The sequence below is a fragment of the Photobacterium alginatilyticum genome, assembly GCF_009910675.1.
GTDB classification, from domain to species: Bacteria; Pseudomonadota; Gammaproteobacteria; order Enterobacterales; family Vibrionaceae; genus Photobacterium; species Photobacterium alginatilyticum.
Window position 1 is genome coordinate 429,315 of record NZ_RSEJ01000001.1, and the last position, 16,530, is coordinate 445,844.

At 47.9% G+C, this 16,530-nt stretch carries 7 protein-coding genes and 2 tRNA genes; 6 read left to right on the top strand and 3 right to left on the bottom strand.

The features are described 5' to 3' along the window. Positions 1 to 38 precede the first annotated feature (38 nt). Together EIZ48_RS01775 and EIZ48_RS01780 are read left to right on the top strand one after the other, a co-directional pair. Positions 39 to 129 (top strand) — tRNA-Ser (locus tag EIZ48_RS01775). Between the two features lie 41 nt (positions 130 to 170). Beyond that, positions 171 to 247, top strand: a tRNA-Asp gene (locus EIZ48_RS01780). Positions 248 to 526: 279 nt separating this feature from the next. On the opposite strand, the gene tpx is transcribed toward EIZ48_RS01780, so the two are convergent. From tpx to exaC, 3 genes are read right to left on the bottom strand one after another with little or no spacing between them, the layout of a single operon-like run. Next, complete coding sequence (gene tpx / locus EIZ48_RS01785; RefSeq protein ID WP_160648403.1) at positions 527 to 1,039, bottom strand: thiol peroxidase; 513 nt, start codon at positions 1,037 to 1,039, stop codon at positions 527 to 529. A gap of 55 nt (positions 1,040 to 1,094) precedes the next feature. Further along, entirely contained in the window at positions 1,095 to 1,346 is a 252-nt protein-coding gene (locus tag EIZ48_RS01790) for a hypothetical protein (RefSeq protein ID WP_160648404.1), read from the bottom strand. Between the two features lie 57 nt (positions 1,347 to 1,403). Next, positions 1,404 to 2,912: an acetaldehyde dehydrogenase ExaC gene (gene exaC, locus EIZ48_RS01795; RefSeq protein ID WP_160648405.1), complete on the bottom strand. Its 1,509-nt coding sequence runs from the start codon at positions 2,910 to 2,912 to the stop codon at positions 1,404 to 1,406. A 632-nt stretch (positions 2,913 to 3,544) separates the two neighbouring features. Between exaC and EIZ48_RS01800 the strand changes: the two genes are divergently transcribed. The 4 genes from EIZ48_RS01800 to EIZ48_RS01815 all read left to right on the top strand — a co-directional run bounded on the left by EIZ48_RS01800 (position 3,545) and on the right by EIZ48_RS01815 (position 16,260). Beyond that, positions 3,545 to 4,339: a winged helix-turn-helix domain-containing protein gene (locus EIZ48_RS01800; protein WP_160648406.1), complete on the top strand. Its 795-nt coding sequence runs from the start codon at positions 3,545 to 3,547 to the stop codon at positions 4,337 to 4,339. Continuing rightward, the gene (locus tag EIZ48_RS01805) at positions 4,323 to 4,805 is read left to right on the top strand and encodes a hypothetical protein (protein ID WP_160648407.1); all 483 of its coding nucleotides are present in this window, start codon (positions 4,323 to 4,325) and stop codon (positions 4,803 to 4,805) included. Before EIZ48_RS01800 ends, EIZ48_RS01805 begins: the two co-directional genes overlap by 17 nt. 11 nt (positions 4,806 to 4,816) lie before the next feature. After that, positions 4,817 to 5,299, top strand: a complete 483-nt coding sequence (locus tag EIZ48_RS01810) for a hypothetical protein (RefSeq protein ID WP_160648408.1) — start codon at positions 4,817 to 4,819, stop codon at positions 5,297 to 5,299. 536 nt (positions 5,300 to 5,835) lie between these two features. After that, a complete protein-coding gene (locus tag EIZ48_RS01815) occupies positions 5,836 to 16,260 on the top strand; it encodes an Mcf1 protease effector domain-containing protein (protein ID WP_160648409.1) in 10,425 nt (3,474 codons plus the stop codon). Positions 16,261 to 16,530 lie beyond the last annotated feature (270 nt).

Genomic DNA, 16,530 nt, shown 5'->3' on the forward strand with positions numbered 1-16,530 from the left:
CAGAAAAATCCGAAATCCGTATTATTCACCGCACTTACGGAGAGATGGCTGAGTGGTTGAAAGCACCGGTCTTGAAAACCGGCATACGTTTGTAGCGTATCTAGGGTTCAAATCCCTATCTCTCCGCCACATTCTAGAAACTGGGTAACAGCCGGGTTTCGTACAGAATTGGAGCGGTAGTTCAGTTGGTTAGAATACCGGCCTGTCACGCCGGGGGTCGCGGGTTCGAGTCCCGTCCGCTCCGCCACTATATTAAGCCCGAGTCAAAAGACTTGGGCTTTTTGCTATTTACAGGTTCGTGAACGGGACTCTCTCTAGCCTTCGGCTTGAATCCCGGTCGTGCGCGACCTCGGCCGCTCCGCCAATGATTTAAGCCTGATGCGAAAGCGTCAGGCTTTTTTCATATTTAACGCTCTAGAAAGTGCTGCGCACTTTTTCGCGTAACTTGGCGTCCCCGCCGGAATGCCGGACCATCGAGTCCCGGAGGGTGCGACCCCGGTTGATCGCAAGCCCGGCTGTCTCGGCATCAATCAATGGCTGGGCATAATGCAGAAATCACGGAGTCATAGTCAGGGGGGTGGTTTATATCTTTTATAATTTGACTATGGGTAATTAAACCATGCTCATTTAAGCAGAGCACAGCACGAGCTGTGAAGCCAGAGAACATCGGATTATCAATCTTAACGCCGAAATCCAATGAAAATTCACTAGAACTGAAACAAGAGGCAGTAGTGATATAGTCAAGCCCTTCTCTTTGACAGAACCTGTTAAGAGTGAAAGGAGTATCAACTGAAATACAGACAACTTCGATGTCTTTCATCCTATAAGCAAGACGATTAAACTCTCGAACACTTTCGGCACAAACTGGCATGTCAACAGATAAGAAGGAATATAATACGCACCTTTTTCCATATAGTTCGGAGTGAGTGATTATATTGAAATCATCCTTAACTAATGTGAATTGTTTTGTTTCCTGCCCTGCACAAGGGAAATCCCCCAACACATTAATGGTAGCATCGTGAACGTTATAATAATTCATTTTAAATACGCAGAGTTAAAATTAGATTATATTTTCAATACTCTTAAGTACATATTTAGCAAACAATGATTTCATCATCACAAACTTTAAAAGATATCATAATGTCATTAGCAAGCTTTAATATATAGCCAACAGTTTCATAGTTATATTGTCCATTGCATTCAAAGCAATCAACTGTCGGCTCTAAACCTAAAACACGATGTGTTTCTACTCCATCATCAAAGAGAAAATTGTTTTCAGATTTCTTGGTTTCACTAATTAATATTGGCAATATCTTATTAATGGAATCGACCGTAAAAGTTATCATTTCTCATCCCCAGAATAATATCGGGCTGACATCGTCAGCCCAGAAGTTAAAGTTTAATTAAAAGAATCCTAGAGGACTTTCACTGTAGCTTACTAACAAGTTCTTGGTATTCTGATAATGATCCAGCATCATTTTGTGAGTTTCTCTACCAATACCAGACTTTTTATAACCACCGAAAGCGGCATGGGCTGGGTATGCATGGTAACAGTTAATCCATACGCGACCTGCTTCTATGCGACGTCCCATGCGATAGGCTTTATTCGTGTCACGTGTCCAAACACCAGCGCCTAGACCGTACTCTGTATCATTTGCGATGGCTAACGCTTCTGCTTCATCTTTGAAGGTTGTAACAGCAATTACAGGGCCGAAAATTTCTTCTTGGAAGATGCGCATCTTGTTATGACCTTTCAAGATAGTCGGTTTGATATAATAACCTTCACCTTCATTGAATGCTTCGCCACCGGCAAGAACTTCAGCACCTTCAGCCTTGCCAATTTCGATATAACTTAAGATCTTGTCAAACTGCTCTTTCGATACTTGGGAGCCAACTTGTGTATCAGTGTCTAACGGGTTACCTTGCTTGATGGTTTTAAGACGCTCTAACAAGCGATCCATAAACTTCTCGTACATGGACTCCTGAATTAATACGCGAGATGGGCAAGTACATACTTCGCCCTGGTTAAAGAAGGCAAGTAATACCGCTTCCAAACACTTATCTAAGTAGCTGTCTTCATGCTGGAAAATATCCTCAAAGAAGATATTTGGTGATTTTCCGCCTAGTTCCACTGTTGAAGGGATCAAGTTATCAGCAGCACATTTTAAAATATGGTTACCAACTTCAGTAGAGCCGGTAAAGGCAAGCTTCGCGATTCGCTTACTTGTTGCCAATGCATTACCTGCTTCTTTGCCGTAGCCGTTAACGATATTGAGAACACCGGCCGGTACCAGGTCATCAATAATTTCCATCATCAGCAAAATAGATGCAGGTGTTTGCTCTGCTGGTTTTAGGACAACACAACAACCAGCAGCCATTGCTGGTGCTAATTTCCATGCAGCCATCAATAAAGGAAAGTTCCATGGGATAATCTGGCCAACCACGCCGACAGGTTCTGGAAAATGATAAGAGGCAGTCGTACTGTCAAGTTCAGCGGCACTGCCTTCTTGGGCTCGAATACAGCCAGCAAAATAACGGAAATGGTCTACAACCAAAGGCAAATCCGCGGCAAGCGTTTCACGCACTGGCTTGCCATTTTCCCAACATTCGGCAATAGCAAGGTATTCACTATGCGCTTCAATACGATCGGCGATTTTTAATAAGATATTTGAACGCTCGGTAACACTTGTATTAGCCCAAGCGTCTTTTGCGTTATGTGCTGCATCTAATGCGAGCTCAATATCAGCTGCATCAGAACGAGCAACTTTGCAAATCAACTGTCCATTAGCTGGTGAATGATTGTTAAAATATTCACCGTTTACAGGTGAAACCCACTGCCCATTAATATAGTTATCATATTTTTCTTTATACTTAACTGTGGACTGTTCTGTACCTGGGATTGGATATAGCATTATTTATCCTACACATAATTAGTTATATGGTTCTTATGCACTTGTGTGTTTAGTCAGCAGGGTGAAAAGCGATGATTGTCGAGACCATCAAGCTTTGTCTGCAAATGGAAGGCTGACAAAACTGCTTAACTAACATAACTTCAATCAATATGTGCATAAGTTACTACAAGCTTTATTTGCTTGTTGATGGGCAGGTTATAAGTAAGGTGGTAATCTATCTAGTGAATTATCACCAATTAAAATAAATGAAAAATATCAACAATTTAAATTAGAGTAATTACTTTAATTGATGCTGTTTACTAGCATGTTTGATTATTTTACGAAAGATAAATGATGTACGCGGCTAATAGTCAACATTATGAGTGTGAAGCAAAATGCATTAATTGTTGGAGCAGTAATTGGCAATGATTCCTGAGTTATTAATATGCATTTAATGGTGTATTGCTTTAAAACTCAACATGTTAACTGTAAGTGTTTAAAATCCCAAGTTGCGCATATACTATGTGACTTAATAATAAGATATATGTATGATGTCTTGACTTATTATAAAATACCTGTACCGATCTCGCGCACGATTATGCATTGTGCGATTTGAAAAGGTGTAAATAGTGAAAGTAAAGTGAGATAACTTGATGTGGGTTTTTAATCCTAATAACAAGGTGCAATTGAGCAACAGTGTGTCTGGGGCATCAAGAAGCATTAAATCGACAGAGTGCCGGATATTGAGACTGTTACTCGATAATGAGGATCTGGTCGTTCGAAAGGACGTGCTTGTAGCTGAAACTTGGGGGGACAGAGTTGTCTCTGATTCGAGTTTAACCCAGGCTATCGCTCAGCTTCGACTGGCGTTAGGGGACAGTGGCAAAGAACAAAAGATCATTAAAACGCTGCCCAAGGAGGGTTATCAGTTAATATCGGGTAGTGTATGTTTTGATGCCTGTTATTTGGAAAAAAACATAGAAACGAAATGTGATAATGCTGCAGAGCCTTGTGCTGTGAGTGATTCATCGGTTTCGATACAGCCAGAAGGTGGATCACAGCAGATGTTCCCCGCGATGAAGAAAGTTGCTGTAAAAGTGCTGGCCCTTACTGTGTTTTTTGTATCGACCTTAACTTTCCTTTGGGCAGGTTCGATATATATGCAATCGCAGGCGGCTACAAAGCGGCCCTGGTCTATCGAAATAAGTGAGGGGACCACCTTTTACATCGAGGGTAGCCATGCAAGCGAGATGTTATACCAAGAGTTAGCGGGTCAAATAATAAGTAGTATTTCACGGGTGTTCATTTCTAAAAATCACGAACAGTTTTATGTTGCTTGTGAATTCAATTCACAACGACATCAAGACAGGCAGATCCTGAATCTGACATTCACTATTAATTACACAGCAGATGAAATTAGGAAGCATATCAATGAAAGTTGTCGATAAGCTGCTTATTAGTTATGCCCTCTGCGCTTTGGCAGTTTTTGCTGGTATTGTATATAAAAGTAATACTAGCCGCCCCTATTTTCTGTTTAGTTATGACCACCCGATTATATATGCTAATGGTATCACCTTCTTTGAGGGTGGTAGTGATGCGTTTAAGGAGCTTCATACAATTATTTCGCATCCACTTGGTTTTCACAATATGAAGTCAATTATTACATCCATGGATGATAGGGAGATCTTTAAGAAGACCTATGCTGTCTATTTTTTTGACGATTCTTTATTTTCAGCAAAAATCATCGAGAAGGATGACGACTATACATCAGAGAAAGAGCCGGATCTTACAGAGTCACATCTTATTGAGTATCCGCAGAAGGAGTTCTTTCAGGTCATCTTCCAGGATAGCGGCCTGTGTTGTTATTCAAGCTTACTGACTGACTCAGTTCAGTGCGTTAAATTGATTTCCTGAGACGTGTATAAATGAGAAATATTTATAAATTACTTATTTGTTATGCTATTTGTGCATTTGTTGTCTTTGTTGGGATTTTAATCAAAACTATTCAAAACCAACCACTGTTTATGAAAAGCTATTTTGATCCTATTGTCTATGGTCATGGGATAAAGTTTTCAGAAAATAGTGTTTACAGGTACAGGAAATTTCACACTATTGAGCACGGTATGTTAGGAACGCATCGAATGAAAACAACTATTATGTCTCTTGATGAACAGGAAACCTTAAAGAAAAGCTATGATGTTCATTTTTGGGATGACGATGTGTTTTCTATAAAATTGACAAGCAAGGATAAGGACTATACGGCTGAGGATGAACCTGATTATTCTGAAGCACATATGCTTGAATATCCTCAAGAGCAGTATTTTCAGATTATTTTTCAGGACCGTGAAGTTGTTTGCTATTCAAGCTTACTGACGAATTCAGTGAAGTGTATTAAATTGTTCACCTGATCATCAACGTAGACTGAGAAGTCGCATTCACTTTAATGGCTGTAAAGTCTGCAGCCCCTCTAACTAACACCGTGTTTGTAAGAGCATGATCTTAATACTCATGTCACAGATACTGTTTCTTGCTTTCTGAATTAAGCTATTCTTCCTTATACTATTGATAATAAAAATTCTGACATAAATTTTGCGTCTGTCTTTAGATTAATTACTCTACCCTATACCTATGATTTATAGGGATTATTATTCTGAATAAAACTTTGTTTTTGATGATTACAGTTAATTTGGGGTTGAGCGTAGAATATCGCCGCCCATTTTCCCTCCAAGACCAGCTGACTTTCATATCACTATTTTTGAATTGAACCTAACAAGATCACTCAATATTCATGCATCCATGGATTTGAATGTTTCTTGTCTATATTGGCTTGGTCTTTAATGGACAGTTTTGAATTTCTCTATATCCAGTGAGGGGAGTGGGAGAAAATAATTAGTACATTTGTATTGATTGGAAAATCAAAAGAATAAGCTTGTATGAGGACTATATGTCAGAAAAAGCAATAGCGCGATTGGAGGCCGTCCAAGCGGTGACTGAAGAGGGTCAGTCGCTTCAGTTCCGGGTTGTTTTGGATAAGGCGGTAACGCAGGATATCAGCTTCGAGGTAACCGCGGACGGTTACATAGACTGGCATTGGGGGGCTTCACCAGAGGTGCTGTTTCAGTCGCGCGGCAGCTCGGAAATGGCAAGGGCGTTCGGGCGATATAGCGTCACTGTTAAGGCGGGCGAGAGTTTTGCTGAGTTGTCAATCCTGACGCAGGACTTCGGATATGACAACAAAATCCAAATGCTTAAAATGGGACTGAACCAACCTAGTGGAGATGCCGAGGTGGCCATTCCTGAAGAGGCTGTGTGCGCCGCGGTGATGGATAACGATGCCCTCCACTGGGATCGTGAAAAACTAAAAAACATGACTGTACGCGTGGTGCCCGGCGAGGAATTCGATGCTCTTTTCCAGCAGACATTGCAAAAATATGCCGCAGAAAGGGGAATGAGCTGGGAACAGCTTGAGCAGGATGGACAAAACGATCTGCGTAAGGAGATGTTGACCTGGATGCGTGGCTGGGCAGCTGAACAGGGCGCTGTGAATATATGGCGGGAGGAAATCTATGACTGGGAATGGGGGGAGATATTCTCAGATTTTCTGGCAGCATCATGCAATGTGATGTTGGTGCCCGCCGCTGAACCGGAGCGGACGATCTATCCGATGGAACGCAAGCCGTTCAGCCAGGATGAAATAGAGCAATTTAGCAACGCGCTGGCAAAGGAGCATGATAGCGTTTCACATGTTATGACGCGCGAGCAGTTTCTTGAGCAGAGTAAGCAGATCCTGACCGAAGGTGGTGATGTCTCTAAAGGTGTCATGGACAAGCTGATGGCCGTGGCGGCCGATCTGGTACTGAATGAGGAGATGGAGTTCTCCCGGTTTGAAGAGATCTACCAGGCCGGAGAGGCTAAGCTTGATGAGGCGATACTCGAGATAATGCCGACCTGGTTTGCATTCAGCCAACAGGTACACTGGACGATCAAGCCTGATGCGGCGCTGTTGCCTGATAACGTGAAGCAACGTACTGAGCAGGAGATGGCGGAGCTGGGAAGCAAGAGCCTGTCCGACAGTGATGTGCTGGATGCGCCGGTGACCCGACATGCACGACTGGATATCCTGCTATTTGTTACGTTGAAGCGCAATAAGATGCTTGATGCAGTAAAAGCAGCAGGCGCCAAGCATTTTGGTGATGTTCAGAAGCTCTCTCAGGTCAGTGAGTTCCTTTCCGGTAAGCAGCTGAAGATTTTTGAAACGGTTAACCGCCGTATGCCTGATGGTTTTAATGCCGATTCGGTACGCGATGGTGTCTGTTACGGGCTGGCGGCTGAATACCTGGCTGCAGAGGTGTATCGCAAGAAAGGGGGGGATGCTTTTCTTAATCGCCTGCAACAAGTGTTCGGCGGTCTTGAGCGTAAAGACACCGCTAACAGCGTACGTGAGCAATTAACCCGGCAGTATCGACGCGAGCAGGGCGCTGATGCGCTGGCCGATCCGATTGTAAAGTTGTTTCAGTACCAGGCTTCTACCCGAAACCAGGATCCTATATTCAAAAAAGAGGGGGCGCAGACCGGGTTCGAATCCGATGCTGATGTCAATATCCATGATTTGGTAACCCGTAAGCTGGGAGGTGATAAAGATAAATTCTTCCTGATCTCGTCAGATAACCATGCGATGGCGGTGACAAAACGTGATGGTGTCTACAGCTTCTTTGAGCCGAATACTGGGGTGACTCGTACGTCTGATCCCGCAGCCTTCGAGCGTTTGTTGAACTCATATTTCGACGGCATGATGCGCGCTGGTTACTGGCCTTCTAAAATCGGCCAATCGGCTGATGCAGCCACTTTTGAGATTGAGTCACTTGAGGCTATTAAGGGCTCAACGGAAAAACCTAACTGGCTCCAGCAGGTGGAAGCTGAGCAGGACTGGGTGGCGGCTGAGCTGCAAAAACGTGGTATCGAGACCGCGCTCTCTGAGCAGGCGACGCAGCGTCGAGAGGCAACTGGAGCCGATATCGACGCAGCCATGAACCGTGAAGGTTTCTATGGCCGTAAGCGGCAGCTCTATGTGGGAGAGTTTGATGTACGGATCTGCATGCAGAAAAGCAGTACCGATGCAGATTATCAGTTGACCAAAAGTCGGGTACGGGCCGCCTTGAAGCAGCTGAAAGGCGTTCCCGAAGGTCTGCACCGGCGTATCGAAGTAGTGGCCGGTTCGGATGTTGGCGAGCGGGTATTGATTGGCACCGACCGTATCATGATCTCACTGGGCAGTGACTTTTTTGATGGCAAGAGCTCTCTAGCAGGATTAAACCGTGCTGATGCCGGCAAGGCCCATGTTTTGCGTCAGCTGGCAGTTGCTATTCAGGAGCAGGCTGATCCAGATACATTCGACCCTGCAAGCGGAGATGTAAAAGCAGCAGCAAATGCATTTGTACAAGGCCAGTTGCTGCCGGATTCCCCGGGGATCACCCGCCAGCTCAGTAAGGGAAGAGCCCAGGCGTACTTGGCTGTCGTCGATGCAGTCAACCAGTTAAACAGCGATAAGGTGGATCAGAATCTGGCGCTGTTTAACTTGCAGCAGGCAACTGGCGAATATTTGCAGCAATGGCCGCAGGACAGCCAGGCTGAATTGATCCGCGGGCTTTACGAGCATGCGATTGCTTCGGCTGGAGAGCTTAATAGTATCCAAAGTCAGGAGAAAGCAAGCGCAGATCCTTCGATGAAGGACTTTATCAAAGCGCTATCACCGAAGCCTGATGCGCATGGTAAGTTGGTCAACCTCCGTAAGAATCAGTACTTTCTTGACGGTTATACCGGTGGGGAGGTGTCGAAAGTTCCGGGTTTTCAGGAAGGGATGAGCCTAAAAAAATTGGTCGCCTTGTTCACTGGTGGGAGTTTGAGCAAAGAGCAGCAGGGGACAATCGCGCGGGAAATCGAATATCGGTATTTTCAGGAAAGCATGCCGGATACGGTCAGTGAAAGCAACAAGCTGTTCAGGGATGCAGCCGGGCATCCGGCTGGTGGGAACTTTGACGCCCGGGCGCGTCAACAACTGGCACCGCAGGGTTTTTTGCTGAATTTGATCAACGATGGCAATGGTGGACGTTGTGATCCCCTGTCGAAGCTGATGTTGGTGGCGCAGAATCTAGCCGCATCGGGTCAGAAAACGGCAGGTTCCCGGCTTTTGCAGAATTTTTTCAGTGTGGTCACCGTTATCAACAACCCGAATAAGTATTCGGCTCAGGAGTTAGCGAACGCTAAGGTATTCATGAGCGATGTGCGCAGGCTCCACAAAAAGAATGACAGTGATTTTGTGGCAGCCGTACGGGGTCAGTGGAGCGTCGAAAATAAACAGCCATTAACGCTGGATGGTGTTTTGGCGAAGCTGACGCCGACCGACGCCGATGGGCAGTTGGATCTGACGCATGTGCCGGTCTTTCTAGAGGTGGATACCAAGTTTCATGCGATGTCGGCTTGGTCCCGTACCGAGGATGGCAAGCGGATTTTCGGCTTCTACGATCCTAATACCGGCTTGGTTGAATTCAGTTCTAGCGCGAAGTTTTCCGAATATATGCACGGACACTTCGGCAAGGATGGGATGAACTTTGCCGGGAAGTATAAAATGGGGCTGGATACCGACGGCAAGACCCCATTGTTTGAGTGCGTGACTAGCTTTAACGCGGACGAGCTTGGAAAGTTCAAGACTGGTCCGTTTTCGCCTAGCGTACTGGATACTTTGAACCGGGAGATCTTCGAACCGGCAGCGGACAAGGCGCCGGCCGCGGTCGATCCTGAAAAAGCGGTGCAAAACGCCCGTGATCTGGTTACAGATGTACGCGATCATGATGCCAACGCCACAATTCGACTGTTCGCCGACCAATTGCTGGGCGACGATGGCCTGAAAAATGCGTCGGTAGACGCCTACCTCCGCCTGCAGGCATCCGGTAAGGGGAGCGATGCTCTGCTGGAGAATATTCACCAGGCTAACGAGATCCTGCGCCGGGAAAAGCTGGGATTGGCGACGGACGACGAGCTGCTGCAGATTGGTGAGCTACGCAAGATTCTGACAGCGGCAACGCTTGAAAAAGACAGCTATGTCACCCTAGATGGGCAACAGAGCGCCATCGGGCTGAAAGGTGCACTGGAAGCTGCAGGCATTGGGCAGTACAAACTGACTGTTGGTGATCAGTCACTGGCGGTGATATGCGATGCAGCTAATCATCGCTATGCGGTTTATATCGCCGGGCAGGGTGAGGTGAAAGGCTTTGCCAACCTCGACGCGATGACACAATTTGCCGCGGACTACCTGAAAGACAAAGGGGATTGGTCGTTATCGGGGCTTAAACCCGAGGTTGCCCTGATGGACATGGACGGGGTGATGAGTAGTGAACAACTGGTCAAAGAAGCGTCGGTCTTCGGCAAACGCCGGGGCGATGCGTACAATGCCATTGTCGACGTATTGTCGACGTTCAAGAGTGAGTCTCAACCGCAACCAGAGGCAGCGTTTAAGTTAATTGGTTTAATTGACAGCTATACGGCCGATCATCCGAATTCGGGCCGCAACAATGCGTTGAGGATCCTGAAGGAGCAGTTGGAGACAAGTTTGTTCGGCGATGATTCTGCTGCGCTAAAGCGTTCCCTGACGGATCTCACTGGTGATCGCCCTAACTTGGCGGCAGCTATCTACTCTGATGCGCAGCGCGAACTGGGTGGGGAAGATGCAGGTATCACCGACTTCCTGATCCGCTGGGTCAACGAAGATCCGATGCTGGCTGGTATGAAGGGCTATTCTGGCAACACGCCGGGCTCGGCTGAGTTAGGTTTTGAAGCCAAATACCATATAGACATCAGTGCGCATTATACAGAGATTACCAATTTTCTGGGCAAGGCCCAACAACAGGGGCTACTGACGAAGGCGACCATTGATGCCGACAGTAAGATTCTGCACTTGGGTTACAGCTATCAGGAAATGCAGGATATCTGCGGAAAACCCAGTCAGAAATTCGGTGAAGTGGCGTCGATGACGTTTTATTTCATCAAGGAGAGTGCCAAGGACTCTGCGTCTACCCTGCAGCCTGAGATACAGCTGCTAAGCAAGTATGGCGATCCCGGCTACATTAAAGAGCTTCAGGTCGCGCGCTTTGACCAGGCCAGGGAGATCTTCATTAGTAGTAAGGATTTCGACTTCTCGCAATGGGATAAGAAGTTCTCTGGAGATGCGCTGAACGAGTTGAACCGTCGCTTAAACGCTGAGAGTGATATCGACGGTCGTTTGTCTGTACTGCTGAACGATCAGAAAGGCTTGTTGATCAGCGAGACTCACGGCTCCGATTTGAACGGTCAGCGCTTCATCGTCGAGCATCTTGATGCGCTTAAAAAGCAGGGCGTGACGACGATCGGCCTGGAACATTTGCGAGCCGATCTGGCGCAGCCGCTCATCGACGACTATCTGAAAACAGGAGTATTGTCGGCCGAGCTCGAGGCGATGATCCTCAGCAAGTCGGAAGGGCATTTGATGCAACTGTTCGAGCAGGCTCATTCGCATGGTATGAAGATCATAGCGCTGGACGCGAACAGCACCGCACGCTACGCAAATGAACATGGATTAATGTACCGCGCCGGTGCCGCCAACAACGTCGCCGTTGAAAAGCTGAACGGGCTACCTGAGGGTGAGAAGTTCGTGGTGGTCTTCGGTGAGGCGCACCTTAAATCCCATCCGGGAATGGATAGCCCTGTACCGGGAATCAGCCATCGCCTTGAGTTGCCTATCCTGAAGATCGATGAAAATAATCGGTTTGTCGTTCAGAATGACGATCTGCAGCTACGCAAGATCTACGATGACATGGTGAACATCGATCGACTGGATCTTTCAGGGATAGCCGGGGGAGAGGGCGATTGCCGTGCACAGGCCGCGCGCCTGAATGAGCTATTGGCGAAGCCGCTGCAGTCTGAAGTGGAACGCCTGAACGATTCCGGCCAGAAAGTCACCTTGGGCGATCAGACGCTGACCCTCGGTGATCTGCTGATGATGGGGGCTAAGCTTGACGGGAAACTTGTCAGCCTGGACTGGAAGCTGGCTGAGATGGATCTGAACAAGCTTCTGAATGATGGTCGCTTGACATTGAATGCTGATGCCATGGCTTCTCCGGTGCACTCAAGTGATACTCGCCTTGAATTGGTAGAAAAACTTGACGCCATTCGACGATTGAATGGTGATGACAGTGATACTTCATTCCTGGCTGGTAGTGATGAGTCACGCAGCAAAACGACAGCGTTGATGGAGTCATGGAATAAGGTTAACAGTAAACTGACCGATGCAGATATCAGTGCGGCGAATGTCGATGTCCTGAAGGATGCCGTTTTGTACGAAGCTGATCGCCAGGATCGGATGTTTGGTCCGGAAAACGTGCGAACGCGCTTTCCTCTGAAAGCCCTGTGCAAAGGAATAAGCCGCTTCTCCACAGGCTTATCGATGGCGATGTTCCCCGGCTCGGCATTTGCGATTGTTGATGGCTTTGTTAAAGGCAACGATTACGAAGCTGGCCGGGAGTTGGGGGGAATGCTCGCTGACGGCGTCGATATGCTGGTCGATACACTGGCAGAGAGTACGAAGATTGCCTCGGTGGCATCGAAGTTTTCCAATGTGCTGGGCAAGATTTCTGGTGGCTTGGGAGGCTTGCTCTCTGCACCATTCAGTATCTGGGCTGCAGTGGATACCTTTAAGGGTCTGGACGTTGAGACGGACGGCGACCGCCGTACGGATCTGATTGTTAACGGTGCCCTGCAGGTCGGCAGCGCGGTACTTTCGGTGGCCAGCGGGATTGCCGGCATTGTCTCTGCGGTTGCTACTGCAGGCTCTGCGGCAGCGGTTGCGGCTTCGGCTTTCGGGCCTATAGGTGCCGCTGTAGGGGTGGCGATTTCTCTGGCAACGGGGATCTACAATGCGGTGCGGTTGTGCGAAGGTCTCAAGGATGCCGGGATCAGTGCCGGTGATCGTGCCCTCGCAGGATTTGTCAGCTTCTTTGGTTTCCCGATCCCTGAGCGGATTGCAAAAGAGGCAACGATTAACACCACTCGCGAGCAACTTGAATCTGCAGCGAAAGAGAATTTCGACTATTACAGACAACTCGGAGTGGATAAGTTCGTCTATTCCCATAAAGCGGTAGGAACAAAATTCCACAGCAATAGCGCGGCGCGTGTCGAGGAGGCCAACGATATTTACCATGCTTCCGAAGAGGAACGCGCTGCATCTAAGTCGACGGGAATGGCCTTATATAATGAGCGTAAGAAAGCATGGGATCTGGCAAATACACTGCACCAGCTTGGGGTGTCTTACGATCAGGATATTGCAAGATTCTTTGCAAGTTGTCTCTACCCAAATGATGATGTCGAGCAACTGCTGGCGTTTTCCAAACAGATGGCCGGCGCACCTGAGCCGATGCTTGAAAGTTTTACCGGGTACGATGCCGGTGTGAAGGAAGATCCAGGAGCGGTTAGCGGGGGTGTCAGAACTACCCTGTTTGCGCTGGGTGGCGGTTATGATGTCGCCAGGGGCGACCATGGCCGAAACAATGTGTTCCTGATGAATGAGACGGCTGAAGTTGATTTTGCCGGTGCAGATAAGAACGATACGTTTGAAGTAGTCGGGGGCTGGGTGACTGGTAAGCTCGATGGTGGAGCTGACAAAGATACTTTGTCGTTGCAGTCCTATTACGCCGAGGATGGTGGGCAAGGGTTCGATGTCCGGTTGTCTCCTGTTTATCGCACTGATTACGGCCGTGTGATTAACCGCGAGCATGACTCGCATACTCGACAGAACGTTAATCTCAGCCTGAAAAATATCGAGAATGTGTTCGGTTCCCAACGGAGCGATATTATCTCCGGTAATGATGCCGATAACCTTTTGATCGGTAATGGCGGCGACGATGAGCTGTATGGTGGATTCGGTGCTGACCAGTTGCGTGGTGGCCATGGCAGCGATTTGCTGTGGGGTGGCAGGGGAATGGATAGCTACATTTTCTCTGTGGACGATCTGATCCGTGAAGGTGATCTGGACACTATCGATAACTACTCAAACTGGTCGGATGAAGACGGCAGCCCGAGTGAGGATCAGGATGTGCTGATGCTGGATGTCGATACACTGGCTATGCGCAGGGAAGGGGATGATCTGCTGCTCAGTGTCAATGCTGGCTGGCAGGCTGCCAATCGCTTCTTCAGTGAGCTGCGTGTGGATCTGCAAGCGCTGAAGAATTTGCTGGATGATGCGCTGCAAGATTTCTCGAACCAGACAGTCTGGAACCAGTACGAACAGACGATAAGTGCGTTTACTCAGAAATACGTTGTTCCATTGAGAGAGTGTGGCGAAACCATCCATGATGTAGATCTTGAGTCGGCAATGGAGCGTTTCACCAGCCTTGAATCGTGGCAGGAAAAACAGCTGGTAGAACAGTTGGCGCAGACATTCCGGGAGAAGAATCCAAATCGTAATGATGTGATCAAGGTGAAGGACTATTACGCGGATAGTGCAAACCGCCATCTGACGCTGATGGATTCGCTGGGTAATCTTTATCTGCCGAATGATCTTGCCACCGGGGACTATGTTGCCGACAAAGATGGCAATATAACTGTGAACACTTTGCAGTTGCAATCTCGCTGCGGGTATGAGGTCAACTTGTATAGCGGCGAGATCAATGAAAACCCTGTTGGAGGTGGTAACGAGAATAAGCGGACGAAACTGTTGAATGGTGATGTGGTCGATGTGATCGGTAGTCGCCATGCCGACAATATCTTCGGAGACGACCGCGACAATGTGATCCAAGGCCGAGGCGGAAACGATAACCTTTACGGTGGGGACGGCGATGATATCCTCGTGGCTGGTGTTGCCGGTGACTACGGCGTGAGTATGAGCGGTGGCAACGGCAAGGATACTTACCTGATCCGTGAAGGTCAGGGGCGTATCTTTATCGGCGCGCAGGGTGACGGCAAGAACACCGATCGGATCGTGCTGTCGTCTGGTTATAAGCAGGTAAGCTACGGCGGCTCTGTGTATCGTGACGTTGCGGTGAACTATAACGGTACTGATATTCACATCAATCTTAATGGCACCACCGACAAGCTGGAGTTCAGCTTTGGCAAGGACCGTTACCTCGGAGAGCTGGTGTGGGATTATCAGGACGGTAGGCAGCAGTTGAAATCTCTGGATTTGTCCGGAACCGATCTGGCTTCCTATCGTGTGGATCTATCTCAGGGCCGCTATGAGGCCACCGGAACCTCACATGGTTGGAATATTGGTTATGCGGCGGATTCTGAGGCCGTTTCAGTGCTTGGTAGTCGCGGCAACGACACTTTTGTCGCCAACGGTCATTTCAACTACTTTGAAGGCGGAAAAGGGGCCGATACCTATGAGGTCGGGGCTGGCAACGGTGGAACCAAGGTGATCTACAACTATGACACCGACGGTAGCCAAGATACCCTGAAGCTGGGGGACGCGGCTACGCTGAGCCGTTTGAGCTACCAGCGACAGGGTGACAACCTGCTGGTGCTGCAATTGGGCGATGACGGTAATCTCAGTGAAGCCAAGTCTCAGATCCTGGTGAAGGACTGGTTCAAAGGTAACGCATATCAGCATATGACGGTACAGGCCGCGGACGGTAAGAGTCACAGTGCAGCAGATATCAACGTGCTGACCCGGTACACGGCATTGTTGCAAACTGGAGTGCAGTCTACCGAACTGCCTGAGAAGGCTGCAGCACCTGTACCGCGTTTTGTCGAGCTGGTGGATGATGCCAATTCGTTGAGTGGTTGGAACGTGAATAATGGCGGGAACGGCTTTGCGGTTGGTGAGGATGGTTTGTACACATCTTATCAATGGTGCAGCAGGACTCGCCGCTTTGATGTTTCAGGACTTATCGATACTTACGGTGCCAATGCGATCAGTGTCAGTGAGAGCTTTCATAAGGTCGGTCATATCGATGACAACTACAGGCTAAGCGTTCGGATGTTGGACAGCAACGGCAATGAGCTATATAGCTGGAGTACCGGTGACCGGACAGTTGGAGATCAATCTGAGTTGGTGACTCATAGCCTGGAGGATTATGGCAGTGATGTACACTATATCGAAGTGACTGACGCCGGTAAGGATAATGAGTGGTGGGCTGGTCAATATGGCGCGCGCCTGGAGGGGCTGTCGGTGAAGTTTGAGACCAACGCCGTTGATGCTAACGTCGACACTCTTCGGTTGGCGCAGTTGACTGCCGCAATGTCCACGTTCGGCAGCGATGCTGGCGGTGAAGGTGGAAGCGCTTCGCAAGATAGCGTGAAGAGCACCCAGCCAGTGATAACCATACCTGAAGTGGCTGTTTGCTAACAGGCTTCGATAGGATGAGGGGGCTTGCCCCCTCTGTTTCCCTCCTAACAATTCCATCTGTATAAGCTCCCGGCCTGCCTTGAAGCCTTGCGTTGACCTGATGATCAGCGAGTGGGCCATCGGTAAGCCGATTTTTGTTAAGCTTATAACTGCTCTTTTTGAGTAATTACTCTATTTTAATTCATTGATATAAGTGGTTTTTTTATTTGGTGTTTTTTTATGGAATTTAATGGCAGTTTTTGTGCGCCTTGGAGGTAGTATTCTCGAAGC